22 protein-coding genes are annotated in these 22,992 nt (G+C 56.0%); 6 read left to right on the forward strand and 16 right to left on the reverse strand.

The window, feature by feature from the left end:
* Nucleotides 1-35 precede the first annotated feature (35 nt).
* Together KP707_RS03625 and KP707_RS03630 are read right to left on the reverse strand one after the other, a co-directional pair.
* The gene (locus KP707_RS03625) at nucleotides 36-824 is read right to left on the reverse strand and encodes an inositol monophosphatase family protein (RefSeq protein ID WP_086634127.1); all 789 of its coding nucleotides are present in this window, start codon (nucleotides 822-824) and stop codon (nucleotides 36-38) included.
* A gap of 9 nt (nucleotides 825-833) precedes the next feature.
* On the reverse strand, nucleotides 834-1,361 hold the full coding sequence (locus KP707_RS03630) for an MmcB family DNA repair protein (protein ID WP_211502154.1): 528 nt from the start codon (nucleotides 1,359-1,361) through the stop codon (nucleotides 834-836).
* A 66-nt stretch (nucleotides 1,362-1,427) separates the two neighbouring features.
* On the opposite strand from KP707_RS03630, the gene KP707_RS03635 reads away from it, so the two are divergent.
* Nucleotides 1,428-2,318: a hypothetical protein gene (locus KP707_RS03635; RefSeq protein WP_211502155.1), complete on the forward strand. Its 891-nt coding sequence runs from the start codon at nucleotides 1,428-1,430 to the stop codon at nucleotides 2,316-2,318.
* Here the strand turns inward: KP707_RS03635 and KP707_RS03640 are convergent.
* Genes KP707_RS03640 through KP707_RS03665 form a run of 6 tightly spaced genes read right to left on the reverse strand, consistent with a single transcriptional unit; the run spans nucleotide 2,284 to nucleotide 8,080 of the window.
* Complete coding sequence (locus tag KP707_RS03640) at nucleotides 2,284-3,384, reverse strand: glycosyltransferase (RefSeq protein ID WP_211506675.1); 1,101 nt, start codon at nucleotides 3,382-3,384, stop codon at nucleotides 2,284-2,286. The genes KP707_RS03635 and KP707_RS03640 overlap by 35 nt on opposite strands.
* The gene (locus KP707_RS03645; protein ID WP_211502157.1) at nucleotides 3,381-4,136 is read right to left on the reverse strand and encodes a nucleotidyltransferase family protein; all 756 of its coding nucleotides are present in this window, start codon (nucleotides 4,134-4,136) and stop codon (nucleotides 3,381-3,383) included. The genes KP707_RS03640 and KP707_RS03645 overlap by 4 nt, the downstream gene beginning before the upstream one ends.
* Nucleotides 4,133-4,930, reverse strand: a complete 798-nt coding sequence (locus tag KP707_RS03650; protein ID WP_211502158.1) for a sterol desaturase family protein — start codon at nucleotides 4,928-4,930, stop codon at nucleotides 4,133-4,135. The genes KP707_RS03645 and KP707_RS03650 overlap by 4 nt, the downstream gene beginning before the upstream one ends.
* The gene (locus tag KP707_RS03655; RefSeq protein WP_086634109.1) at nucleotides 4,927-6,027 is read right to left on the reverse strand and encodes an LptF/LptG family permease; all 1,101 of its coding nucleotides are present in this window, start codon (nucleotides 6,025-6,027) and stop codon (nucleotides 4,927-4,929) included. The genes KP707_RS03650 and KP707_RS03655 overlap by 4 nt, the downstream gene beginning before the upstream one ends.
* On the reverse strand, nucleotides 6,024-7,175 hold the full coding sequence (locus tag KP707_RS03660; RefSeq protein ID WP_046899531.1) for an LptF/LptG family permease: 1,152 nt from the start codon (nucleotides 7,173-7,175) through the stop codon (nucleotides 6,024-6,026). Before KP707_RS03660 ends, KP707_RS03655 begins: the two co-directional genes overlap by 4 nt.
* Nucleotides 7,172-8,080 (reverse strand): metallophosphoesterase, encoded by a 909-nt coding sequence (locus KP707_RS03665; RefSeq protein WP_211502159.1) that lies wholly within the window; start codon nucleotides 8,078-8,080, stop codon nucleotides 7,172-7,174. Before KP707_RS03665 ends, KP707_RS03660 begins: the two co-directional genes overlap by 4 nt.
* Before the next feature lie 123 nt (nucleotides 8,081-8,203).
* Between KP707_RS03665 and KP707_RS03670 the strand changes: the two genes are divergently transcribed.
* On the forward strand, nucleotides 8,204-9,154 hold the full coding sequence (locus KP707_RS03670; RefSeq protein WP_086634111.1) for a diacylglycerol kinase family protein: 951 nt from the start codon (nucleotides 8,204-8,206) through the stop codon (nucleotides 9,152-9,154).
* Nucleotides 9,147-10,079: a hypothetical protein gene (locus KP707_RS03675; protein ID WP_211502160.1), complete on the forward strand. Its 933-nt coding sequence runs from the start codon at nucleotides 9,147-9,149 to the stop codon at nucleotides 10,077-10,079. Before KP707_RS03670 ends, KP707_RS03675 begins: the two co-directional genes overlap by 8 nt.
* A gap of 80 nt (nucleotides 10,080-10,159) precedes the next feature.
* On the opposite strand, the gene spt is transcribed toward KP707_RS03675, so the two are convergent.
* From spt to KP707_RS16965, 8 genes are all read right to left on the reverse strand, one after another.
* Nucleotides 10,160-11,353, reverse strand: a complete 1,194-nt coding sequence (gene spt / locus KP707_RS03680; protein WP_211502161.1) for a serine palmitoyltransferase — start codon at nucleotides 11,351-11,353, stop codon at nucleotides 10,160-10,162.
* The gene (locus KP707_RS03685) at nucleotides 11,350-11,604 is read right to left on the reverse strand and encodes an acyl carrier protein (RefSeq protein ID WP_046899528.1); all 255 of its coding nucleotides are present in this window, start codon (nucleotides 11,602-11,604) and stop codon (nucleotides 11,350-11,352) included. The genes spt and KP707_RS03685 overlap by 4 nt, the downstream gene beginning before the upstream one ends.
* Nucleotides 11,605-11,717: 113 nt before the next feature.
* A complete protein-coding gene (locus KP707_RS03690) occupies nucleotides 11,718-13,529 on the reverse strand; it encodes a fatty acyl-AMP ligase (protein WP_211502162.1) in 1,812 nt (603 codons plus the stop codon).
* On the reverse strand, nucleotides 13,529-14,659 hold the full coding sequence (locus KP707_RS03695) for a sensor domain-containing protein (RefSeq protein WP_211502163.1): 1,131 nt from the start codon (nucleotides 14,657-14,659) through the stop codon (nucleotides 13,529-13,531). Before KP707_RS03695 ends, KP707_RS03690 begins: the two co-directional genes overlap by 1 nt.
* Nucleotides 14,656-16,023 carry a lipopolysaccharide biosynthesis protein gene (locus tag KP707_RS03700; protein WP_211506674.1) on the reverse strand — a complete coding sequence of 456 codons (1,368 nt, stop codon included), beginning with the start codon at nucleotides 16,021-16,023 and terminating at the stop codon, nucleotides 14,656-14,658. Before KP707_RS03700 ends, KP707_RS03695 begins: the two co-directional genes overlap by 4 nt.
* 284 nt (nucleotides 16,024-16,307) lie before the next feature.
* Nucleotides 16,308-18,944 carry a TonB-dependent receptor plug domain-containing protein gene (locus tag KP707_RS03705; protein WP_211502165.1) on the reverse strand — a complete coding sequence of 879 codons (2,637 nt, stop codon included), beginning with the start codon at nucleotides 18,942-18,944 and terminating at the stop codon, nucleotides 16,308-16,310.
* 170 nt (nucleotides 18,945-19,114) lie between these two features.
* Nucleotides 19,115-19,684, reverse strand: a complete 570-nt coding sequence (locus KP707_RS03710) for an HD family hydrolase (protein WP_046899522.1) — start codon at nucleotides 19,682-19,684, stop codon at nucleotides 19,115-19,117.
* 68 nt (nucleotides 19,685-19,752) lie between these two features.
* Nucleotides 19,753-19,881 (reverse strand): hypothetical protein, encoded by a 129-nt coding sequence (locus tag KP707_RS16965; RefSeq protein WP_256445572.1) that lies wholly within the window; start codon nucleotides 19,879-19,881, stop codon nucleotides 19,753-19,755.
* 219 nt (nucleotides 19,882-20,100) lie between these two features.
* On the opposite strand from KP707_RS16965, the gene KP707_RS03715 reads away from it, so the two are divergent.
* The 3 genes from KP707_RS03715 to KP707_RS03725 all read left to right on the forward strand — a co-directional run bounded on the left by KP707_RS03715 (nucleotide 20,101) and on the right by KP707_RS03725 (nucleotide 22,847).
* On the forward strand, nucleotides 20,101-20,253 hold the full coding sequence (locus KP707_RS03715; protein ID WP_211502166.1) for a hypothetical protein: 153 nt from the start codon (nucleotides 20,101-20,103) through the stop codon (nucleotides 20,251-20,253).
* Between the two features lie 148 nt (nucleotides 20,254-20,401).
* The gene (cysG, locus tag KP707_RS03720) at nucleotides 20,402-21,799 is read left to right on the forward strand and encodes a siroheme synthase CysG (protein ID WP_249202733.1); all 1,398 of its coding nucleotides are present in this window, start codon (nucleotides 20,402-20,404) and stop codon (nucleotides 21,797-21,799) included.
* A gap of 109 nt (nucleotides 21,800-21,908) precedes the next feature.
* Entirely contained in the window at nucleotides 21,909-22,847 is a 939-nt protein-coding gene (locus KP707_RS03725) for a glutaminase (RefSeq protein ID WP_211500173.1), read from the forward strand.
* Nucleotides 22,848-22,992 lie beyond the last annotated feature (145 nt).

Below are 22,992 nucleotides of genomic sequence, written 5' to 3' on the forward strand. Positions count from 1 at the left end.
GAGGCCAAATCACGAGTGCGGGGCAACAGGTCGTGTCAGATTTCCACCTTCACGGCGTTTGACAGGATTTGTGCGATGCTTGGAGCAGCCGCAAGGATAGTGGCTCCCCCTGTCAGGCCGCCCGTCTGAAGAAACGGAGAGACAGTAGCGCCTGCTTCTTCCAGAATGATCAGTGCTGCGGCCACATCCCAAAGCTGGATCACGATTTCCAGATAACCATCGCTGCGGCCACATGCGACGTCCGCCAGTGCCAGGGCTCCGGACCCACCTGAACGCGGCATGGCGCCCAGAGACATGATGGCACCGATTTTTTCTCCAAACAGTTCGGTCGACACCCGGCAGGACCATCCCATTTCGATCATGGCCTCCTGCGGGTTGCTGATAGGGGAGGCTTTGATGGGTTTTCCGTTCAGAAAGGCGCCTTTGCCTTTCTGAGCAGTGAAAACTTCATTGAGGGCCGGGGCCTCAATAACGCCAGCAACGGGCACATTGCCCTCAAGCAGACCCAGCGATACGCACCACCGGTCTCGCCCGCGTGCAAAATTGGAGGTTCCATCAATCGGGTCCACGACCCAACGGAACTGCCCCTCACGTGTCAGGCCGCCTTCTTCGCCCTGAAAACCATCTTCTGGGAAGAGTTCCTGAATCCGACGGCTGACGAGCGCTTCAACCGCTCCGTCTGCTTCCGTCAGATAGTCTTGGCGGCCTTTAAGGGTGCCAGTCGGGCCACCAGGCTGAGGGCGCATGGAAAGGGCGAGGGCCGCTGCGTCCCGGACCACACTGCGGGCGGCTTCAAGACGGACGGCAACAGGGTCAAAACTCATGGACATATCCTATTCTGTGCGGCGTGCTGCGCGCAGGGATGCAGTGATGGCCGGATCCTCAAGAGACATGAGGCGACTGGCGGCCGTGGTGGCAAACAGGTGCAGAATTGTCCGTCGACGTGCCGGTGCGATCCGATGTTCTGCGGGATCACGGATGATGGCGCACTCTGCCACCACACTGTGGAAGAGGCTATTGGGCACCATGCTGAGACTGACAGTGATAATACCAACGTCCGGAGGCAGAACCTCCAGTGGGAAGCCATCATCCACCGCAAAGTACAGCCTGTCCGACCAGTTCCTGTAATCCGGCCATTTCTGATCTGTCTGGAAATCGCGGAGTCCGGATTTGATCTCAATGCAGGACAGGCTGTGATCCGGCAGGAGGGCCATCACGTCTGCGCGACGCCCGGCCGAGGGAAGAGCAAATTCGTTGATTGCTGCCCAGCCCATGGCGCGACATAGCCCCAAAACAGCACGCCGGATGGCAAACTGTCGTTCAGGGAAACCAGGCTGGATCTCGGAAAGGACCGAACTCATGGTTCCATATTGCCCGGATCTGCGCTTTACGTCTGCCCCTGTTCGCGTTTTTCAAGGAGAGTCGGCATGCCGTTTCTACGCACGGACCACTGGCGTTGCGCCATTATCCACGCTCCTCTGGCGGACCTGATCCGAGCGGGTAGTCTCAACGGGTTTGAGGTGACAACCCTGCCGGATATCGGAGATCACCGTTTTCTGGCCGATCCTTTTGGTCTCTGGCGAGAGGGAAAGCTGCATGTTTTTGCGGAAGCCTTTGACTATCGGTCCCCCAAAGGCACCATTGATGTTCTGGTCTATGACCGGACAGGAAAGCTGATTCAGCAAAAGCCTGTCCTGTGTGAGGACTGGCATCTGTCCTACCCGTACGTTTTTGAGCATGGCGGGGAGACATATATGCTGCCCGAGGCCAGTGCTTCAGGCCGCCTGACCCTGTATCGGGCCAAAGCTTTTCCGTTGGAATGGGAAAAGGTCGAAACATTTGATTTCCGAGAGGCTGCAATTGACGCCACGCCGTTCCATTATGCCGAGCGCTGGTGGATGTTCTGGACGCCCGCAGGCACGCGAGACGAGCGACAAAGCGCTCTGCACATCTCCGTAGCAGATAGTCTTACGGGGCCCTGGAAACATCTTGGACTGTTTTTGAGTGACCGTGCGGGAGCGCGTCCGGGTGGTACTCCGGTTGTTGTCGATGGAGAGCTCTTTCTGCCTACGCAAGACTGCCGTGACACTTATGGCCGTGGCATGCGTCTGCTGAAGATTGAAGGGCTTGAGCGCGGGTTGCCGAAAGTGACACCAAGTGATGTGCTGGATGCGCCTGCCGTGCTGCGCCGCCGTTTTCCGGATGGTTTCCACACGCTTTCAGCCGCTGGGCAGGTGACGCTTGTTGACGTCAAGCGTGTTGGAATTGGTCCACGTCGGGATCTTATGAATGTGAAGCGTCGTCTGGGGCTGGGTTAAAGCCAGGAATTCGGTCCAGAACGGCATTTCCCTGACGTAGAAACGCCGTCGGGCCGAACCGCTCCAGAACGCGCTCTCGGGCGAGGCGCCCCATGGGTTTGAGCTTTCCCGGTGTCATGATGAGTTCAGCAATCGCACTGGCCAGAACCGGGGCATTGTTGAACGGGACCACAAGACCGGAATGTCCGTCTTCCATGGTGTGAGGGATTTCGCCGGCCGGCGTGGCAATTACGGGCAGCGCGCAGGCCATGGCCTCATGGGCGGCAACACACATGCCCTCCCACTGTGACGGCTGAACATATAGATGCAGCGTCGACAGAAATTCGAACGGCTTGTCGCAATGTCCGAGAAAATCGACCGGGAGTTTTTTCTCCCTGGCGATCTGCTCCAGTGCTTCTTTTTCTGGGCCGTCTCCGGCTAAAGACAGTCGATAGGGGGGAAGGTCCGGGTGGTCACGGAGCAGATCCAGTGCTTCGAAAAGCAGGTCATACCCTTTGACGGCATGCAGTCGGCCAAGACTCCCGATACGGACGGTTTGTCCTTTGCGCCAGGCCTTTGCTGTAGGGCTGTGAGGATTGGCCCGGAAAATTGGCCAGGAAAGAACGCGGTTCCGTAGTCCCAGACTTTTGCGGGCGAAATCTTCAACCGTAGGGGAGTCTGCAATCCATAGCTTCGCTTTCCGGCACAAAAGCCGGAGCAGGAGGCTGTTGGCAGATTTCAGGCGGGCAGAATGCTGCCAGTGGACTGCCGGGACACCAAGCCTGTTGGCTGCGCGCTGGCCGAGGAGCGTAGCTCTGGTCAGGGACGTCCAGATCAGATCCGGCTGGAATGCGTCCATTTCATCACGCAGCCAGCGCCAGGCCGCTAAATGGTCTTTGTTGCCGCCTGACCGCACACGAACCTCAATCCCATGGCTTTCCAGAACGGGAATGGCCAGTCCATCACGTTTTTCGAGGCTGAAAACTGTGACTTCGCCACCTCGCTGCTGGAGAACGGAGACAATGTCCGGAATGGGGAGCTGTGCGCCACCGCATTCGAGCGAGTTGATGACGTAGGCAATTTTCATGAAGACCGTTGTGCCAGAAGCTGTTCAGCGAGTGTCAGGTCAGAAGGCTTATCGACATCTACGGCGGCCTGACCGTCAGAAAGCGGCACGAGACGTATTTTCGCCCCCGTCAGAACTTCGATCCGACGACACAGAGCGGAGGAATCCAGGCGGCCTGTCAGGGCCCGAAAAAGTGTTCCGAACCCAAGTGTTCGCGCCATTTTCAGAGGCCGCTTGCGGTCTTTCTGGAGCCGCTTCCACAGTTCGACTACTTCCGCAGCCTGAGGCGTGCCCATCCAGAAAAGATTACATCCGGAAAAGCTCATATCTGCGAGGCGAATATAGGTACGCTTCGTGGTCGGGACGTCTCGCTCTACAGTCTCCCGAAGAGCGACGCCCACGGCAAGATCACATCCAGCCGTTTTACCAAGAAATTCTGAAATCCATTCTGGACGCAGCAGCGCGTGATCGGCCGTTGTCACCAGACAGGGCGTCCCGACCTTGCTGAGAGCTTCAGCAACGCTTTCGCTGGGAGACGGTGCCGATTGGAGAACATGGGCTTGGCCGGAAATGTCCCGGATACGGTCTGGTGTTTCAATGCTGATCGTGATGGGCCCAAGATCAGGCATGCTCTCCAGTGTTCGTAGCACGCGACCCAGCATGGGTTGGCCACCAACTGGAAGGAGCGCTTTGTGCGAGACCTTCCCGAGTTGTGCCAGAACATCACGCTCACCGTCACGAGAACCAGCGAGTACGAGAACAGGAAGGCTCACGCTGTGCGGCTGTTGTCGGAGGAAGAGCGTGCCCCATCAGGACGATCTTTGGGCGGAGCCCCTGTAAGGTTCATGACCCAGGGATAGCGTCTGGCTTCATCCAGATCGTAGCCGAGATTGAAGACGTGCTGGCTGCGTGCGCGGTCACGGGCTTCACGGTAGAAACTACCAAAAAAGCGGTCTGGCACGTAGTTTGTAATCCCGTAATTGCCATTTTCATCATGGAAATGATGGAGAACATGAAGTTGCTTGATCCGGGCAACCCACTTCCAGCGCGGCTTGTAGGCCAGATGCTGAATGCAGTGAAAAAACTCATAAATGCAGGTCATCACGAGGGCTGTGGACAGGGCGCAGAATGCCCCACTCCAGCCACAGATCAGATATCCGATCGGCATGGTGATGATGCCCATGGTCGGGACGGTGTTCAGGGGTGATCCAAACAACACATCCAGCAGATGGGGGTCCTGGTGATGATCGAAGTGGATGCGCTTCCAGAGCGAAGCGGTCCAGTGGTTCCGGTATAGCCAGCGTCCATGCAGGATGAAGCGATGGATCATGTACCAGGCCAGTGGATACACGACGATCACGACAGGAACGGGTATCAGCGTTGTCAGCAGGTTATGGGAGAAGTGGAGTGCTCCGAAAGCTGCTGCAACGATCAGTACGAAATACAGAAGGATGGTGGGGTAGGTGAGATAGGCAATCCACAACTGAGGCAGCGACATCTTTCCGAGATCGAAGCTGCGCCCCGTCCGGAGGGACGACATGTTCTGCCATGGTTTGGACTTGCTCATCTTTCCTCCATCCTCAGGACCCAGGTCAGCCCAAGAAGGGCGCCCAGAAGTGGGCCCGCACAGGCAGCCAGTGGCGCGGCAAGCGTTCCAGCATTGCCCAGTGCGGAAATCATTCCCTGCAGGATCACGAAGCCCATTCCCGCGGCCAGCACATAGACCGGAAGCGGGTTTCGAAGTCCTGCCCGAGGGGGGATATAGATCACTGGTAGCGCTAATAAAAGCATTACTGCGACCTGAAACGGAAGAATAATGCCACTGAAGAGTGCCATGCGGTATGTTGCACGGGGAAGACTGGCAGGTGCCCCTTTGTGGAGGATGGCTCCGATCTGACTTGGGGTCACGGCAGCGTTATCTTCCGATAACGTCATGATCATTGATGGCGTCGCCGGAATGGCAAAATTATTGTCACCACCAGTGATTTTTACAAAAGCGCCATTATCCGTCAGCGTGAGATCCTGCGCTCCGGTCGGGTGCCAGTCCTTGCCGTCATACGTCAGGGTCGCGGCGTGCTCGGTCCCTGTCAGAAGGCCACCCGGGTCCCGGTGATAAATAGTAACATCCCGCAGGAATGCTCCGCCGTGCGCAAACTGGCCGATACGGACAAGAGTCGGCCCAGCACGAAACCAGAGAATACGCTTTGAGGGCGTGTCGGGCTTCGCTGCATCAGGGTCCGTTTTGTTCCACCATGTTGCAAGCGCATTTTCGCACGGGGGGATGAGCCAGTATTGCATGGCTGTTCCGGTAAAACCCACAATCAGAATGGCCGGCAGAAATCGCTTGTAGAGATTGATCGTGGAAAGTCCGGCTGCACGAAGGGCTGACATTTCGGACGACAGCGTCATCTGCATCAGGAGGAACAGTGCCCCGACCATGAATGCCAGAGGCATGATCTCGACGCTGAGCGCAGGAAGATGCAGCAGTGCAAATGTCAGGATGCCCTTGAAGCCCAGATTTCGGTTGAGAATGGGCGTCGTTTTTTCAAGGAGCGCAAGGATCTCAAGCAGCGAGACCAGCACGCCACCACAGAGCATGAAGCGCCCCAGAAGTGCACGGTTCAGATAACGATACAGAACATAGTGTGGTGCGTGGGCGGTCATGACGGGCGAACCAGTTTGCGGCGTTTCCAGGAACCGCGCGACCGGCGCAGCAGAGTGGCGGGACAGCCAATGCAGAAGAGCGCTTCCGGCACCCAGATGGCAAGCCAGATGGGAAGGCGGCCCGTCGCAGCCAGGCTATGTCCAAACATGAGCATCTGGTCAAACCCGACAAGAATGCCCGAAACCGCAATCAACCCCCACACGGACTTTCTGCGCCGTGAGCCAATGGCCAGCGCCACGGCCAAGGGGGGGATAAACGGGATGGCAAGGGCATGCGCGATGCGGAAATCAATTTCCGCACGAAGCGTCCGATATTCGATACCGGGTACGCCATAACGAAGGTCATGTGCGAGCTCGAAAAGCGTCAGTTCCCGTTCGTCAATTCCACGAGAGCGAAAGGTCGTCTCTTTTGCAGGGTGATCAATGACGCGAACGACATGCGAGAAATGCGTGACCGTCGGTTTGTGATTAGCAGCTCCGGGGAAGGGATCGTCGACGATTTCACCGTCCCAGAGATCCATCTGGGTGCTGCGGGTTTTATCTGAAATTGTGAGCATACCGCGGCGGGCGGTGATGATGTGAGCAAGACCATTCTTGTTCACTTCCCGGATGAAGACACGCCTCATGTGGGTGCCACCATGACTGACGCTGTCTGCCGTCATCACTGCTGTATCAGACGTGGACGCGAACATTCCCGCCTGAAGATGCGGTGCCCAGCCGGTATGAGCCGCGAAATAGAAGCCCGCCCGGTAATCGTATCGCGCAACCGGCTGGATATAGCCGTAGAGCAGCACACTCACGGCCCCCAGCAGCAGGCCAACAATCATGAAGGGCCGACTGATCCGCAGCAGAGATACACGGCCAGCCTGAAGTGCATCAATCTCGTTATTGTCGCTCATTCCATGGATGGTGAGAAAGACCGAGATGCAGAGGGCGGCTGGAAGAGCGATCCCGAAATAATGCGGCAGAAGGTCTGTCAGGAGTGCGATGCAGGTCGCCAGAGAGCTTCCGGCTGAGGCCAGATAATCGAACAGGACGAGCAGGCGTTCCAGAAGGAGCGCCACGAGCATCGCAAAGAGGGCGATAACGAACGGTGGCATCATCTGCCACAGCAGATATCTGTCCAGAATGGAGGCGCGCTGCTTCATGCCTGCGTACCTTGCGGGCGGAACCAGGAGGCCTGCTCCGTAATGCTCCCATCCGGCCGATGTCGGGCAAGATCAATCGTCCAACCGCTTTTTCGGGGGCGAATAGTCAGATGATTCCAGCAGGCCTGTCGATGAGCACGTTTGTCTGTCAGGGATGCCGATGCGACCCCAAGAAGCGGTATTTCAGTCCCGGCGATGTGGGTCAGGGTCGCGTCATGGGAGTGCCCATGGAGAACGATTTCAGCGCCGGTTCTTTGAAGAAGCTTTGCCAGAGCGGGATGATCAAGCAGCGACTTCCGCCATGGCACCAGTCCTTTTCGGGGTGGATGATGGATCATGATAACACGACAGAGTCCTGCATCGCCCAGTTGCGTCAGCAGATCTTCAAGTCGGGCAAGCTGTTTGTGACCAACCCGGCCATAAGCCATGAACGGTGGGGTGGGGATGCCAGAGTTCACACCGATAATGGCAACGCCGTTGTGGATGCGGGCGTACGGGTAAGTCGCCGCAGACCATTTCTCCCATTGCAGGATCCCTTTTTCAGGGGACTGACGGATCATGCAGTCATGATTGCCCGGGATGACCAGTGCCTGCGCCGGGAGCTTTTCCAGCCATTCGGCAGCCAGAGTGAACTCTGCTGGCGTGCCAAAGTTCGTCAGGTCTCCGCTGACAAGAATGGCATCAACGTTGGCTCTGGCAATATCCTGTACAATTTCCGCGCATGTAGCCGCCAGGTGAACGTGCCGACGATGCTTTTTCCACGAAATGAGACTGAGAGCCCGCTTGTTTAGAGCTTCCCACCAGCGAACCGGAGGAGGTGGGAGGTGAGGGTCCGAGAGATGGGCCAGAACGACGGCGCACGTCTCCCGCTGAGAAGACGTTTCTGCGGGGAGATCATGGGGCATGGAGGAAATGAAGCCTTGTCAGTCTTTCTGCCGGAAGGGGAAGCTCGCATTCTGGCCGAAACATCATAGCCGTGCTAGACCCGCCCGCATAGCTCCGAACAAAAACGAAGAATTCCCCCTATAGTGCGATTTGCCCTTATTCATAATGCTCGCAGCCGTAAGAACCGGCGCGGCGGTTCCGTATTCGCTACGGAGGCCAAGGCGCTTCTCGGAGAGAATTTCGTTCCATCAGACAGTCGTGAAGGGATGACCGAACATGTTCATTACCTTTGCAGGCAGGGAGTCCGAACCATTGCCATTGATGGTGGGGACGGAACAATCAGCGCTGCGCTGACAGCCATTGCGCGTGCATATCCAGCAGATCGCCTTCCTGATATCGCCGTAATAGCATCAGGGAACACCAATCTCATTGCTGGGGATATCGGGTTCGGGCTGAGGGAGATGGAGGCTATCAATCGCTTGCAACAAGGGGCTGCAATGCGATCGAGTACGCGCACACCCATTTGTCTTTCTTGGCCAGACACAGACCGCAAGCCAGTGCTCGGATTGTTTGGAGGGTGTACGGGCTATGCGCGCGCTGTTCGTACGGCGCATTCCCCAGCAGTTGTCAGGTTTGCCCCCCATGATCTGGCTGTAGGCTTTACGCTCTTCAGCACCGTTGTCAGTCTCCTGTTTCGTAAAAGCCGCAAGAGCTGGTTGGAGGGGGAGCCTTTACGGGTTGAGACGTCCGGCCACGCTTATGACGGGAACAGCTTCATGTTCCTTTCAACGGGCCTGTCACGGCTTTCTCATGGAATCTGGCCGTTCTGGGATGCGGAACCGAATGTGGAAGGTCTGCGATATCTTGATGTCAGCGCCTACCCGGAAAACCTTGCCCGTGCGACGGCTGCGCTTCTGTGTGGACGTGCGCCCCGGTGGCTGCGGCGGCATCCTGACTATGTGAGTGGTCGAACGGACGACATGATGCTTGAAACAAGAAGTGACTTTGTCCTCGACGGAGAGGTTTTCTCACCATCCGAGAGCGGGCGTATTCGACTTGAACGTGGGCCAGCCTTCCGTTTCCTCCATGCCTGATGCACTTGAAAAACTCCTGATTGAAGAGCTTACAACGCCGGTTGATGAGGGCGCTGTAGCTTTCGCCGATGCTTTGGCTCGTGCTTTCCCACGTCCGCCTCTGGGTGTTCTGTTTTATGGTTCGGTGCTCCGCGCAGCGGACCCGGACGGTATTCTCGATTTTTATATTGTGACGGAAAGCTCAAAGGATTTTACGGGCAGTATGGTCGCTCGTACCGGCAACCTGCTTCTTCCTCCAAATGTCCGTTACGCCGAATTCAAAGACGGTCATCGCACGTTGCGCGCAAAGATTGCGGTGTTGTCGCGGGAGCAGTTCGAAGACCGTACGTCACTTGGCGCGCTCGATACAACACTATGGGCACGGTTCTGTCAGCCTGTACGTTTGGTGTGGGTTCGGGACGAGCATGCAGCGGATATGTTGCTGGGCTTGCTAGCGCGGTGTGTAACGACTGCGTCCTGCTGGGCTGCCCTCTTGGGTGCGCCGCATATGACGGCGCTTGAGTACTGGCGGACCCTTTTTGCTCACACGTACGCTTCAGAATTGCGTGTTGAGAAAAAGGGGCGAGGCAATAGTTTGCTTGCCGGCCAAGAGGCACGGTTCAGTAGCATGCTGACCCTGGGATGGGCGCGAGCGCATCTTGGTTATTCTGCAGTGGGCGAAATGCTTGAGCCGGCCGTGTCGCCCCCTTTGCGCGAACGCGCAGCACGGCGCTGGGCGCTTGTTGGGACGTCAGGCAAGCCCCGAAACGTTGCCCGGCTTGTGAAAGCGGCGTTTACTTTTGAAAACGGTGCGTCTTATCTGGCGTGGAAAATCCAGCGTCATACAGGGCTTGATCTGGACCTCTCTGAGTTTGAGCGGCGCCATCCCTTGCTCACTTTGCCTGCGTTGCTTTTACGTATGAAACGTTTGCGCAAAGCCGCCTGACGTTATTTCTCAGGATAAAGCCCATAAAAAAGGGGACTGTCTGGAACAGTCCCCTTTTTGCGTTTTAAGCGACGCCGTACTCAGCCTCGGAAATGCTTGGCAACCTGCTTGAAGACGGCGGTTGCCTGATCAATTTCTTCAGGGCTGTGAGCAGCCATAACCGAGCAGCGCAACAGCGGACGGTTGTCAGGCGTTGCGGGCGGAAGAGACAGATTAACGTAAACGCCGTTTTCAAGAAGGGCATTCCAGAACCCGACAGCCTGAGGTACCGTTTCCAGCGTTACGGCAACTACCGGCGAAACATGTTCGCCGGTCTGTAGGCCTGCGGCCTTCAACCCGGCATGAAGACGTGCAGCATTGTCCTGGAGGCGGGTGCGAAGTTCTGGATGTGCAACCATATCATCAAGAGCAGCCAGCGTTGCCGCGATGATCTCCGGGGGGAGGGAAGCTGTGAACATATACGGGCGAGAGCAGAGGCGCATCAGATCAACGCCATCATGATCCGTGACGCAGTAGCCGCCCACTGTTCCGAGCGACTTTGAGAAGGTTCCGACTACGAAGTCGATGCCGTCTTCACAGCCCTGGAGTTCTGCAACGCCGCGACCGTTTTCACCCAGCACACCAAAGGAATGTGCTTCATCAGCCATCAGGTAGGCGCCGTGGCGCTTCTTGATTTCGACAAACTTGTCCAGCGGGGCAACGTTCCCCGTCATGGAATAGATGCCTTCTGCGATAATCAGCTTGGCGCCAGGATGATCGCTCAGGCGTGCAAGGCGCTTCTCAAGATCGACCGGGTCATTATGGCGGAAGCGGATGACCTGCGCACCAGACAGTTTTGCACCGTCATAAATGCTGGCATGGCTGTCTGCATCCAGAAGCAGCACATCGTCCTTGTTAACCAGCGCGGAAATTGTGCCGAGGTTGGCCTGATATCCCGTAGAGAATACCATGCAGTGCTTGCGGCCGAAGAAAGAGGCGAGACGCTCTTCCAGCTTGCGATGCAGGCCGAAGGTGCCGTTGGCAATCCGGGAGCCCGTTGTGCCGACGCCCATTGTGCGGGCTGTCTCAATCGCGGCTTCCGCTGCGTGCCCTGACTGGCTGAGGCCCAGATAATTGTTGGTTCCGAACAGAAGCGTCTCGCGCCCCTCGATCAGACCAACCGTGGCTGAGAGTGGGCGTTCAATCACGACCTCGAACGGGTTGCGTGGCGAAACCGCCGTCAATCCGTCATAGGCTGCCCGCAGGGCAGCGTGTTTTGCAAAGATGTCAATCACGCGTGGCTTGCCTTCAGTGTATGAAGGCAGGCAGCCAGATCGTTGATGGTGCGGATATCTGCCAGCTTGTCGAGCGGGACAGACACGTCCAGCTCATCTTCAATTTCCATGACGAAGTTCATGACGGCGAGGCTGTCAAAAGCCAGATCTTCGACGATCTTGCTGTTGCCATTGATGTCCCGTGGCACTTTCGGGTTGGCAAGCAGCTTTTCTATGATCATTCCGGAGATGCCGGCGACGCTGTCAGTCATGGAATTGAACTCTCGGTCTTACTATGCAGTTTGTGAGCGCTTTATGCGTCAAAGCACGTCTGTTCGCCACCCCCTCCCTGAGCAGGGAGAGGAAAAGCGGTCAGGTGTGTCCGTCAGGCTGCGGAGTTGGTTGGCTCGGTCTGCAGATCGAACTGACCTGACAGAAGCATTGTCTTGGCACGGGCACGCGTCAGCTTGCCGGAAGACGTCTGTGGAAGGGTGCGGGGCGGAACCAGAATAACCTGCACGTCCACACCATGCTGACGGCGGAACAGGCTCGTGACTTCATCACGGAGCGTGTTGCGGTTTTCTTCTTCGGTTGCACGACACTGAACAAGTGCGACGATATTCTCGCCTGTTTCCGTTTCCAGGGAGAAGACTGCGACATCGCGGGACCGGAGGGTACTGATCTCGCTCTCGGCAGACCATTCCAGATCCTGCGGCCAGATATTCCGGCCGTTGATGATGATAAGGTCCTTGGCGCGGCCCGTTACGACAATCTGGCCGTTCAGGTGGTAGCCAAGATCGCCAGTGTTCAGCCAGCCATCAGCATCGAGAACGGCTTCGGTCTCTTCAGGGCGGCGGAAATAGCCGCACATGAGGCTCGGTCCACGGACGAAAACACAGCCAACATGGCGCTCAGGCTGAATGTTACCGAGCGGGTCACGGACTTCAATCTCGTGCTCAGGAAGGGCTTCACCGCAAAGCACAAAAGTGCGGAGCGCGTGAGAAGGATCATTAGAAGGCTGTGCGAGGCCGTCTTTTTCCAGCGTGCGCAGATCGATCGTGTCGGTCTGAATGCCGGTGTTGAGCGGGGCAAAGCTGATAGCCAGGGTTGCTTCGGCCATACCGTAGCTGGCAACGAACGCGCGGGCATCAAATCCATTGGATTCAAAACGCTCGGCAAAGCCTTCGAGGATATGGTGGCGGATCATGTCGCCGCCGATCCCCGCAATGCGCCAGCAAGAAAGGTCCAAATCGGCCTGGCCACTGCGACGCGAACACAGTTCGTAGCCAAAAGAGGGGCTGTAGGCGATTGTGCCGCGATTGCGCGAAATCAGGTCCAGCCACACATGGGGGCGACGTGCGAATTCGCGGGTCGGCAGCAGATCAACCGTCAACTGGCATGTCAGGGGAGTCAGGAAAAACCCGACCAGGCCCATGTCATGGTAGAGTGGCAGCCAGGACACGCAGCGATCATCGCGTGGATCTTCTGCGGGATAAACCTTGAGACCGTCACGGGCAATCGCGCGTGCATTGGCCATTCCAGCAGCCTGAGTGACAGAAACGCCCATTGGGAAACGCGTGCTGCCGGATGAAAACTGGAGATAGGACAGATTTTCGGATTTGATTTCCGGAAGCTCTACATTGGCTTCAGCATGACGGTAGAGGTCAGCGGGGGAGCCGCCGAAAACCAGATCCAGCCCTTCAACGATCTCCGATGTCCAGCTTCCGATCACGTCCGGAACCACAACAGCGCGTGCTGTAGCGCTCTGAATCATGCCACGGAGGGTGGAAACATATCCTTCACGTCCGCCAAAAGCGACAGGAAGCGGCAGCGGAGCTGGAACAAGCCCTGCATACTGGCAACCGAAGAAGATACGGGCAAAGTCACCATCGCTTTCTGCGACGATGGCCACCCGGTCCCCTGCTGCCAGTCCAAGGCCAAGCAGACGCTGGGCCATGGAAATTGCCTGTTCGCGGAGCGTTCGATACGGCAAGGCTTCCAGCAGTTGTCCGCGGCCAGAGTAGATATTGAATCCACTCTCGCCCTGGGCTGCATAGTCCAGGGCTGCGGCAAAGCTCGTGAAGTCCCCGTACCGTCTGGTCAGGCCAGAGCGGCTCGGCGTCGGAGCGGAGGGAAGAGTTGGGTTCTGGGTGTCCTCGGTCAAACCTAGACTAGCTCCATTAGGATCGCCGGACATCAGGCGGCCTTGTGTAGAAAGTTAACTATGGCGTCCGCTGCGGCGGGTGCCGTGGGCTGTTCGCCCAAAGTTTCGAATGTCTCTAGTACATATTGGCGCTGGGTCTCAAGAAAACGTGAGTGTGTGTCGAACGCCTTCATGATTTCCTGTTCAGGATCGGCAATATTATCCGTCACCGGGCCAAGCGTCCAAGACTGATAATTGGGGTTATCCTGCCAGGCTGCTTCGTGAGCGTTGAGAAACAGGCATGGGCGCGGTCGTATCATGAATTCCGCCACCTGACTGCTGACATCCCCGAGATAGAGGTCTGCGCCCATGGTATAGGTCATGTCGATACTTCGTTCGCTCCCTGGGTCGATTAGCATATGGGACAGACCCGCATATTCTCGTCTGAGGGCTTCTCCTTCCGGGCGATGGTTATCAAACAGCCGGAAATGAGGAGCAAAGATCAGATTGTACTGATCCTGTGCTGCAAAAAAATCAAGCAGCTTCTTGCCCATCATGCGCCATGACGAGAAACGCTGCACGAAATGCGGATTATACAGGATTGTCGGGCGACCGTTATTAAAAAGCGGTGGTCGACGTGCATGCATCCGGCGAACCAGATCAAACTTTGCATATGTGCCACGGTGATAGAAGCCGGGACGGATGATGCCTTTTTCCAGCATCCGCTCTTCGACTTTACGGCCGGGAACCAGAAGATAATCAAATTTTTTGAGATGCTTGGCAAAGCCGATGGCACGATCTCCGGCCCCATGGCCTGTCCAGATCATACGGGGGGTACGAACGCCCATGTGTCGAAGCTGAAGAGAGGTCGCTTCGGGAACGATGATGGCATCGAAGCCCTTGAAATACTTCCGGGAGAAAAACAGCCCCATGAGGCGGTCAAGGACTCGTAGCCCCTGTGCTTCAATCCGATGCCGAAGTGCATCTGAAATCGGAAGCAGGTCAAACTGAACGCGAGACTCCGGATAAAGCGTAGCCAACGAACGCGCGAGTTCGAGATGACTTGCTGTCAGGCACGCAATATGGACCGCGACTTCTGGATGTCGGGCTGACATTTCCAGTGCGATTGGTAGAGCGTGTAGCGTCTGGTGTCGCTGGGCGATTAAGGGAAAGACGACTTTCATGGCTGGGAAATCGTGCGCAGAGAGGGCTTACGAAGAACCAGAAGAAGCTGAAGTCCGATCAGGAGCATGACCCCGCAGAGTGTAATGGGGCCAACGCCATCGAGACCGTATCTGCGGACAACGAGAACAAGCCCCGGAAAAAATACAAGAAAGTCCAGGAAACGCGCAGATGTCGCAGCGCCGGAACGGTCTGTTGTGAACAGGAGGGGTTCGAGCGGAAGGCCCCAGACAGCAACAACTTCCGCCGCGAGAAGCCAGAGTGTAACTGGCATCGTCTGCGTTGCACCTGTTGGGCCGATATAAAGCTGTAAAAGGGGGCGCCCTGCCAGAAGGGTCACGGCCAGCAGAACTGTCCCGATCCCACCTGCGGCAAGAGCCACCTGAATGGTCAGGCGGTAAAGCTTTGTTGTCGCGCGATCACGCCAAAGGCGTGCCATTTCCGGGTATACAGTTGTTTGAATCAGGGCGGCTGGCTTGGCGATCCCTGCGGCAATCTGGCTGGCTACCCGATAATACCCGGCACCTGCGGGGCCAACGAACGCTCCCACTACAAGCGTTCCAATATGCCCGAAAGTCAGAGCTAGGGCAGAATTGAGGTTTGTGGAGAGCGCAAAGCGCCTGATACCGAGATGGGTTCGAAAGAAATGCCCATTCAGCAGGTCAGGGATCAGATCGCGTAGTTCTTTTGTAAGGCCACGCATAAGATCTCGGCGGATCAACTCCCGGACGGCCATAAACCCGAGTGTTGCCCAGGCTGCAAATTCGGCGAACATCCACACGAACGCCAATGCTGGTACGGACGCGCCTTTTAGGGCGAGGAAAAAAGTACCCACGACGCGAACGAAAGTGGCGACGACGCCCTGAATGGAAATCAGATCATATCTGTTGAAGATGCGCAGAAGACCTGTGGGGGTGGCGGATGCCATGAATAGGATCGACAGGCAGAATATTGTTCCTGTCTGGTGAATTTCTGGCGGCCAGCCCAGCATTTTCATAGCAAAGATACTGATGAACAGGCCGCCAGAAAACCCAAGAAACCCTCCAAGACCATCCAGCAGAAAACTGAACGCTATGACGCGCTGGAACCCTTTCCGGTCTCCGTCCGTCAGCGGGCGAAGGCCATATTTCAGCACTGTCTGCCAGGACTGGAAATCGACCAGATCGCCCATGGTACGCGCGAAGGCGTACATCATGGCGATGAGACCAAAGCCATAACTTCCAAGGAAATGTGTTGCCATCCAGATATGGAGGAGGCTCAGGGGCGCATTCACGACACGTCCTCCAAGCAGCACGCCGACATTGCTCATGACGCGTCGGACACCGGCCACTTTCGGGAGTTGTAAAGGCGGTTCTTCGGCCGACATCAGGCGCAGGAAACTTTCATGGCTGTCAAATCGTTGTCACAAATCTGCTTCACACATAGGGTCTCAAGAGAAAATCTAAACTCACATTTTATGACCAAACGTTGCATTCACCTCCACGGAGAGATGAACATGAACCGTTTTGGGGCGAGACCCCCACGCGAGAACTTTGCAGATTTGCAAGGATCTCAACTGTTTGAACGAAAGCTCGCGTTCTGTGTCAGTGTGTCATCTAACTTTCGCGCACATCTTTGGACGGCAGTGCCAAGAAGCCGTGATGAGCGATTTTAGAGCGATTTCCGAAGGGACAACCCGATAGTCCGCCCCATGGGATCCATGAAGGCAGGCTGGTATCCAGCCGGTGTAGCGCCGGTTCCGTTATGAACGTGAATGCGGTTGTTTGAGACATTATCCAGCGACAACATGACTCTAAAATTCTGAGCCCAGTCGCTGTGTTTCCAGCGGGGGACGTCTCCCAAAGTGACGAAAACCGAAAAATCCAGGGTTGCGAGGCTACTGAAATACAGGCTGCCTGCGGACGTGCTGCCCAGAGTTGATGTGCCTGATTGCCACTTGCCGTCCAGCCTGATGCCAATACCGTTTCGATAAGCTCCTGCCTGAAGTTCCACTTCATGACGGGGTTTGCCGCCAAGGCCACCTATCGTTCCGCCGTTTAGGAGGTCTATAGCGGAGAGGCCGGATCGTAATCGTACGGTATCGTTTAACCGCCAGACCTGGGTCAGGACAACGTAATACCGACCCTGCGTGGTATTGCCTGGCCGTCCTTTATGGTGCGCTTTGTCAGGCTCATTTCCGAAGGGACGTGACAGCGAGAAAGTGGTGTTCCATTCTGTCCGCTTCTCATAGTCGGCGTTGACTGGCCTTAAATCCACACGTTCCAGAACGCCGTCAGCATCTCGTTGGTAGTTATCCGGGAAAGCATCCTGAATGGCTGCGGTGGCAGTGGGTAGAGACAGAACCGGGTTATGTGTGTTGTCGTGCACGTAATTGATGTGCAGTCGTGATCCGTCCAGAAACGGAGGGGACAGGATGGCACCAAGACTGATTTCATGTCGATCGGCTGACCGCAGGTTCCGGTTGCCGCCAGATACAGTCGTGACCTGAACGGACTCTCCACGCACATAGTCGTATGTTGTGACGTTCGGAGTTTCGATTGTGGGCGCCACAAGGGAGGAGGCTGCGGGTGCTTCTGTCTGTTCAGTGATGGAGAGCGGCAGCTGGATCCATGTGACAGGTGCCCATGTGACGCCCCCACCGACGGTTCCCAATGTTCCGAAGTGAGAGACCTGGCTGACCGCACCGTTCACATTGGCATCCAGCTTTTCAAGAAAAGACAGAAAGTGGTTCTTTCGGCTTGCGATCGGAAGGTCGCCGTTGATCCGAATTGTACCAATATCTCGGCTTATGGCCGCGCGAGATGTCACGGTATTGACGGTGGATATAGCGTTTTGCTGGCTGAGTGTTCCCGTTGCTGCAATGCTGGTGGAAGCATCTCCAGCAGGAAGCGTGAAAACCGGACCGGAGAGCAGTCCGCTGATCTGACCCTGATTACTTGTGGTGCGACCGTGATTGACGAGGCGCGTGCCTAACCAGGCTGGAGAAATTGTTGCCCATGGATCGAAAGAAAGGTCGTTGGAATTCAGGGCTGCTTGGGCCGTTGTGAGCGACAGCCCAGTCTGGCTGTTTGTGACTGTTTGAGTGTAATCGTAGCTGCCCTTGGCATTCCACTTCCAGTCCCCGAGATCGCCATTAAAATTAAGGCCGGCGTGTCCTGTTTCGGTGTGTGCGGTCTGTTGAAGCGGGCCGATGTTTCCAAAGCTGCGGAAAAGCTGAACAGACTGGGTAAATGGTGAATAGAAACTTCCGCCAGGCAGCGTGAGTACCGCATGAGGTAGCCCCTGCAGACTGATTTGATCCTGATGATCAAAGCTCACATTGAGAGACGAGCTGATATTTTCAGTGATACGATCAGCGTAAACCCCGTTCAAATTCAATTCGTGTTTGCGTGGCTGAAGCGTATACGCTGAGGCATTCGTGCTGGTATTGGGATTGTTTGCGTAGGGAAGAAGATCGTCCAGCGTTGCGGCCTGCCCGAAAGGCAAGGATGGGCTTCCTGCCGTAGTGACGGTCTGTCCGGACAGAGCATCAAGGGCAGGGTCCAGGCTGGTACCATCTGACGTACTGAGGTTGCCCTGTGTGGCGTAGAGTGAGTTTGCCGCCGGGGGAGCCACGTTGCGCTGGCTGTCTCTCAGCCATGAACTGGCCGTATAACGAGCGCTGAGGTTGATGCGCCGTTCGTCTTGCAAGCGCGTGAAGCTGAGGGAAAGAGCGCCATTTTCTCCACCCCCATCCGTAGATGTTTCGCCATATACGCGCGCACGAACGGACCGGAAGTGCTTAACGGTGATGATGTTGACGACACGCTGATCTGCCGCATAGCCATAACGGAGAGCTTCTTCCTCCGTGAAAATTTCCACCCGTGCAATTGCTTCAAAGGGAAGGTCATTAACCTCCTGAAGGCCGGAAATTCGTTTGCCGTTTAAGAGAACAACGGGAGCATTTCCTGTTGCTCCCCGTCCGGAGCGTGTCTCAGGCGAAATGGTGCTCAACAGATCCGTTACGGTATCAACGCCATAGGATTTAATCTCATCTGCGCTGATCTGCATGAGTGGTTTTGGCGCACCAATGACGGCTCCTTCCGGTTTATGGCCGGTAACGACGATATGCTCCGTTGTGGATGTCGTGCTGCCGGATACGTTGGATGGGGTTGTGCCCGCCGTATTGGTACTTTGTGCCCAGGCTGAGCCGCAGGAGAGGGCGGCGCTGAAACCGCAGTACGTCAGTTTTCTAAGATTTAATCGGGAGCGGGTAGCGGCTGGAGTGCCAGAATGGTGGCTGGTCATGCTGTGGCCTGCCGATCTCCCGGAATTGCAAGTTTATGAGCTCCGTTTGTGTCTGGAGCAACGAAGGATCGTCAAGTCATTCCCTGACGCGCAAACCATAGTGGGGTATTTTTGGGGAAACTGTTTCTTTTTGTCGAGAAACAAAATTCTCCGAAACAATCAGCGTGTGTTCAGACTTTCTCAGCGTTTCGCATGGTTTCACTATCAATGACGTCCCGGATCGCACGGGTTAATGCTGAGTGATCGGTATAGCGGCGCCCATAAGTCAGATTGAATTCATGGTCGAAGTCTGGCGGGTTGATGCCAGTATTATGCTGGGAAATGGTTTCGAGTTTGTCGAAAGCCTTTGCCATCCTGGCCTCAGGGCTGGAGGCATTTTCGTACTCATCCCAAAGCTCAAGAAACTCTTCTTTTAAATGCTCGGGAAGAGGGGCCATCACGGTCAGGAGATCTTCACGTTCCTGCTGGGATTTGTTGCTGGAAGCTTCAACGGAAATGGCCGGAATATCGCCATGGATGGCTTCGCCCAGGTCATGGAGAATACAGATCTTAAGGAGGCGCAGCAGATCGATGCCTTCAAGCTGGTCAGCGAAGGTCATGACAAGAAGGCATAGACCCCAGGTGTGTTCTGCGGTGCTTTCAGCTTGGCCACCCAGAGTAAAAGCACGGCGGAGCACATCTTTGAGCTTGGAGGCTTCGCGGAGAAAATCGAGACGCTTCTTGATCTCGTGTGTGGTCATCAAAATAGGTCCTGACGATTGGGAATTTGAGGCCAAAGTCAGGCCTGATCCTGAGAGATGGCGTCCTGTCACATCACCAGCGCGTAAAGCACCAGATATCCGGCGATCACGAGTAGAACCAGGATTCCAAGAAGGATTGGAAAACCCATACCGTTCTGAATCGATTTGATCGCCTTGACGATAAATTCAGCCATCATGTCGCGCTCCTGGGGCGAGTGCAGGCGAACGGTTGTCCTACAGTCGTGCGAAATTATATGCGAAAATGGTTAAAATGGTAACTCCCCGTCCGTGCAGGACAGAAATGCAAGCGGTTCTTCAAGGGCTTGCCGCGTCACATCAGGGAAACTGTCGCCGGAAAGCAGCCATATTTCCTGAATAGAAATCTTATCGGTTCAGTCTTTCAAAAGGATTTTCCCATGAAGCGTCTTGCAATGATGGTGCTGGGTTTTGCCATCATGGCCCCCCTGATGGCGTGCTACGGTCCATACGATCATGGACGGGGACATCATCATCACGAAGGCCGAGGCGGACCTTACGTTGGTGGTGGCGGAGGGTACGGGCACCGCTGACCCTTACCGTTTACAGAGAAGCCTGAACTCAAGGCAGTTTGGGTTTTTCTGAGGGCATCCTGTCTTTGCCTGTTCGGGGTGGCCGTGTAGGGAAGAGAAACAGCGTTCCGTTCTGGAACTGTTATTCTGAACGCACATGGATATAGAGATGCCCGCATCCGGGGTTGAGACAGGCTGGTTTCCCATTTCCCTTCGTCTGGAGGGCGCACGTGTATTGCTGGTTGGCGGCGGCGAAGTTGCTGTCAACAAAGGCAGGCTTTTGCTCGATCATGGTGCGCAGATCGAGATTGTTGCGGAAACCCTGAATGCCGTTGTTCAGGAGTGGGTGGATGCGGGATTGGCGCGGCATGTAGGCGGTCGCGTTGACGCTGATATTTTACAGACTGTCATGCCGGGGTGTCGTCTGGTCTATGCGGCAACAGACGATCGGAGCGTCAATCGCGTAGTGGCGGCTCTTGCTGACACGTTAAATATTCCAGTCTGTGCTGTTGATGATCCGGAGCCGTCCACCTTCATTACGCCTGCTCAGGTTCGGCGTGGGGCTGTACGTGTTGCAATTTCAACCGCTGGCGGAGCACCGGTTCTGGCGCGTCGCCTGAGAGAACAAATTGAAAGCTGGATGCCGCATGGGACGGGGCAACTCGCCGCGTATATGCAGTCGCGCCGGGCGCGGGTGTCCGCACAATATCCGGAAGTTCAGGATCGGAAACGGATCTGGGAAGATTTTCTGGACGGAGCAGGCGCAGAAGCTGCACTGGCAGGCGATGAGGTCCGGGCTGACAGTGTGCTTGATGTGCTCCTGTCAGCACAGCGGGCTGCTGGCGAGGTCTGGCTTGTGGGGGCCGGCCCCGGCGACCCCGATCTTCTGACATTGAAGGCCCTCCACTTCATGCAGAATGCTGACGTGGTGCTTTACGATAATCTGTTGCCCAAAGTGTTGCTCGAACGTGTTCGACGTGACGCGGAGCTGATTTTTGTGGGCAAGCAGCGTAATCGCCATGCGATGCCACAGTCCGAAATCAACAGCGAGATGGTCCGTCACGCGAAAGCCGGTCAACGAGTTCTGCGTCTGAAGGGGGGCGATCCGTTCATCTTCGGGCGCGGTGGCGAGGAAATTGAATCCCTGGTGGACGCGGGAGTGTCTTTTCGTGTTGTGCCGGGCATTACCGCTGCCAGCGGATGTGCGTCTTACGCAGGTATTCCCCTGACACACAGGGATTGTGCTCAGGCGTGTCTGTTTGTGACAGGGCACGCGCGGGCGGATGGCGTGCTGGATCTGCCTTGGGATGACATGGCGGATCGCCGTCAGACTGTCGTTATCTATATGGGAATTTCGACGTTGCCAGCTCTGATGGCTGGTCTAGTAAAAAATGGCCTGCCGTCAGACTGGCCGGCAGCCATCGTGGAACGGGGAACCCAGCCCGGACAGCGCGTGTTGACAGGAACACTCGGAACAATGGCGGCTCAGGCCGCAGAAGCACAGGTTTCTTCACCCGCGCTTGTGATTGTGGGTGAGGTCGTTCGTCACCGCGTTGTTTCACCCTGAATAAAGAGCTGCGCGTAAGATGCATGGCTCCTGTTCTTAAAAAAGGCCTTTTTTCAATAGGCTACTCTGTGAAAGGTCTTACAAGCGCCTGAACTGGAGATGACCCCTTATGCCGTCACTGACCGCTATTATCACGGAAATCGCAGAGGAAATGCGTGCCGAGACAGATCGGGGGCAGGTGGCAAACTATATTCCGCCGTTGGCAAACGTCGATCTCGGTCGGTTTGGAATGGCCATTATCGATGCAGAAGGCGGCAGCCATATTGTTGGGGACGCTGAAGAAGCCTTTTCCATTCAGAGCGTTTCAAAAGTCTTCGGCCTGACGCTCGCGCTTAATGCGGTGGATGCCGGGCTGTGGAGCCGCCTGCGGCAGGAACCGTCGGGCAGTGCGTTCAATTCGATCATCCAGCTTGAAAGTGAAAACGGCATTCCGAGAAACCCGTTCATCAATGCGGGGGCGATTGTCGTATCGGATATTCTGACGTCCCAGTATGGCTTGGACGGCGCGCAGAATGAGCTTTTGGGCTTCCTGAAGCCCATGAGCTCAGATCCGGATACCATCCTGATTGATCGGGATGTGGCGCGGCAGGAAGAAGAAACGGGATTTCGCAACAAGGCTCTAGCCAATTACATGCGGACCTTCGGGAATATTCATAATCCCGTTGATGAAACGCTGGATCTGTATTTTCATCAGTGCGCGCTGACCATGAGTTGCAGGCAGCTTGCGGAAATGGGCACCTACCTGATGACGGGCGGAATTAATCCCCGAACGGGCGAGCGCGTCATTTCCACGCGAAATGCCCAGACCGTACTCGCTCTCATGATGATGTGTGGACATTATGACGGGTCCGGCTCTTTTGCGATCAGGGTTGGGTTGCCAGGAAAGTCAGGCGTTGGGGGTGGTATTCTAGCCGTTGTTCCCGGTGTGGCGTCGGTTGCGGTATGGTCACCGGGTTTGAATGCACAGGGCAATTCACTGCTGGGAACACGTGCCCTTGAGCGTCTTGTTCAGCATACGGGATGGAACGTTTTTCGCGCTAGTCACTGAACCGGCGATAGCATGTTCTCCTTTTATGTAATTGAAAAACAAGAATATTTATTAAGACGGATCTGACCGTGCCGGGGTTAGGCATTCTTTGATGCAATTCCCGTCATAACATCTAATTGACAATAATTATCAATTGCAAATATGA

Source organism: Gluconobacter sp. P5E10, from assembly GCF_018812145.1.
GTDB classification, from domain to species: domain Bacteria; phylum Pseudomonadota; class Alphaproteobacteria; order Acetobacterales; family Acetobacteraceae; genus Gluconobacter; species Gluconobacter cerinus.

Coding starts and splice junctions, on each gene's coding strand:
- KP707_RS03625 (WP_086634127.1), bottom strand. CDS start 824: ATGAGTTTTGACCCTGTTGCCGTCCGTCTTGAAGCCGCCCGCAGTGTG.
- KP707_RS03695 (WP_211502163.1), bottom strand. CDS start 14,659: ATGAAAGTCGTCTTTCCCTTAATCGCCCAGCGACACCAGACGCTACAC.
- KP707_RS03725 (WP_211500173.1), top strand. CDS start 21,909: ATGCCGTCACTGACCGCTATTATCACGGAAATCGCAGAGGAAATGCGT.
- KP707_RS03685 (WP_046899528.1), bottom strand. CDS start 11,604: ATGACTGACAGCGTCGCCGGCATCTCCGGAATGATCATAGAAAAGCTG.
- KP707_RS03690 (WP_211502162.1), bottom strand. CDS start 13,529: ATGTCCGGCGATCCTAATGGAGCTAGTCTAGGTTTGACCGAGGACACC.
- KP707_RS03675 (WP_211502160.1), top strand. CDS start 9,147: ATGCCTGATGCACTTGAAAAACTCCTGATTGAAGAGCTTACAACGCCG.
- cysG (WP_249202733.1), top strand. CDS start 20,402: ATGCCCGCATCCGGGGTTGAGACAGGCTGGTTTCCCATTTCCCTTCGT.
- KP707_RS03650 (WP_211502158.1), bottom strand. CDS start 4,930: ATGAGCAAGTCCAAACCATGGCAGAACATGTCGTCCCTCCGGACGGGG.
- KP707_RS03700 (WP_211506674.1), bottom strand. CDS start 16,023: ATGTCGGCCGAAGAACCGCCTTTACAACTCCCGAAAGTGGCCGGTGTC.
- KP707_RS03635 (WP_211502155.1), top strand. CDS start 1,428: ATGCCGTTTCTACGCACGGACCACTGGCGTTGCGCCATTATCCACGCT.
- KP707_RS03655 (WP_086634109.1), bottom strand. CDS start 6,027: ATGACCGCCCACGCACCACACTATGTTCTGTATCGTTATCTGAACCGT.
- KP707_RS03660 (WP_046899531.1), bottom strand. CDS start 7,175: ATGAAGCAGCGCGCCTCCATTCTGGACAGATATCTGCTGTGGCAGATG.
- KP707_RS03640 (WP_211506675.1), bottom strand. CDS start 3,384: ATGAAAATTGCCTACGTCATCAACTCGCTCGAATGCGGTGGCGCACAG.
- KP707_RS03630 (WP_211502154.1), bottom strand. CDS start 1,361: ATGAGTTCGGTCCTTTCCGAGATCCAGCCTGGTTTCCCTGAACGACAG.
- KP707_RS03715 (WP_211502166.1), top strand. CDS start 20,101: ATGAAGCGTCTTGCAATGATGGTGCTGGGTTTTGCCATCATGGCCCCC.
- KP707_RS16965 (WP_256445572.1), bottom strand. CDS start 19,881: ATGATGGCTGAATTTATCGTCAAGGCGATCAAATCGATTCAGAACGGT.
- KP707_RS03705 (WP_211502165.1), bottom strand. CDS start 18,944: ATGACCAGCCACCATTCTGGCACTCCAGCCGCTACCCGCTCCCGATTA.
- KP707_RS03665 (WP_211502159.1), bottom strand. CDS start 8,080: ATGCCCCATGATCTCCCCGCAGAAACGTCTTCTCAGCGGGAGACGTGC.
- KP707_RS03710 (WP_046899522.1), bottom strand. CDS start 19,684: ATGACCACACACGAGATCAAGAAGCGTCTCGATTTTCTCCGCGAAGCC.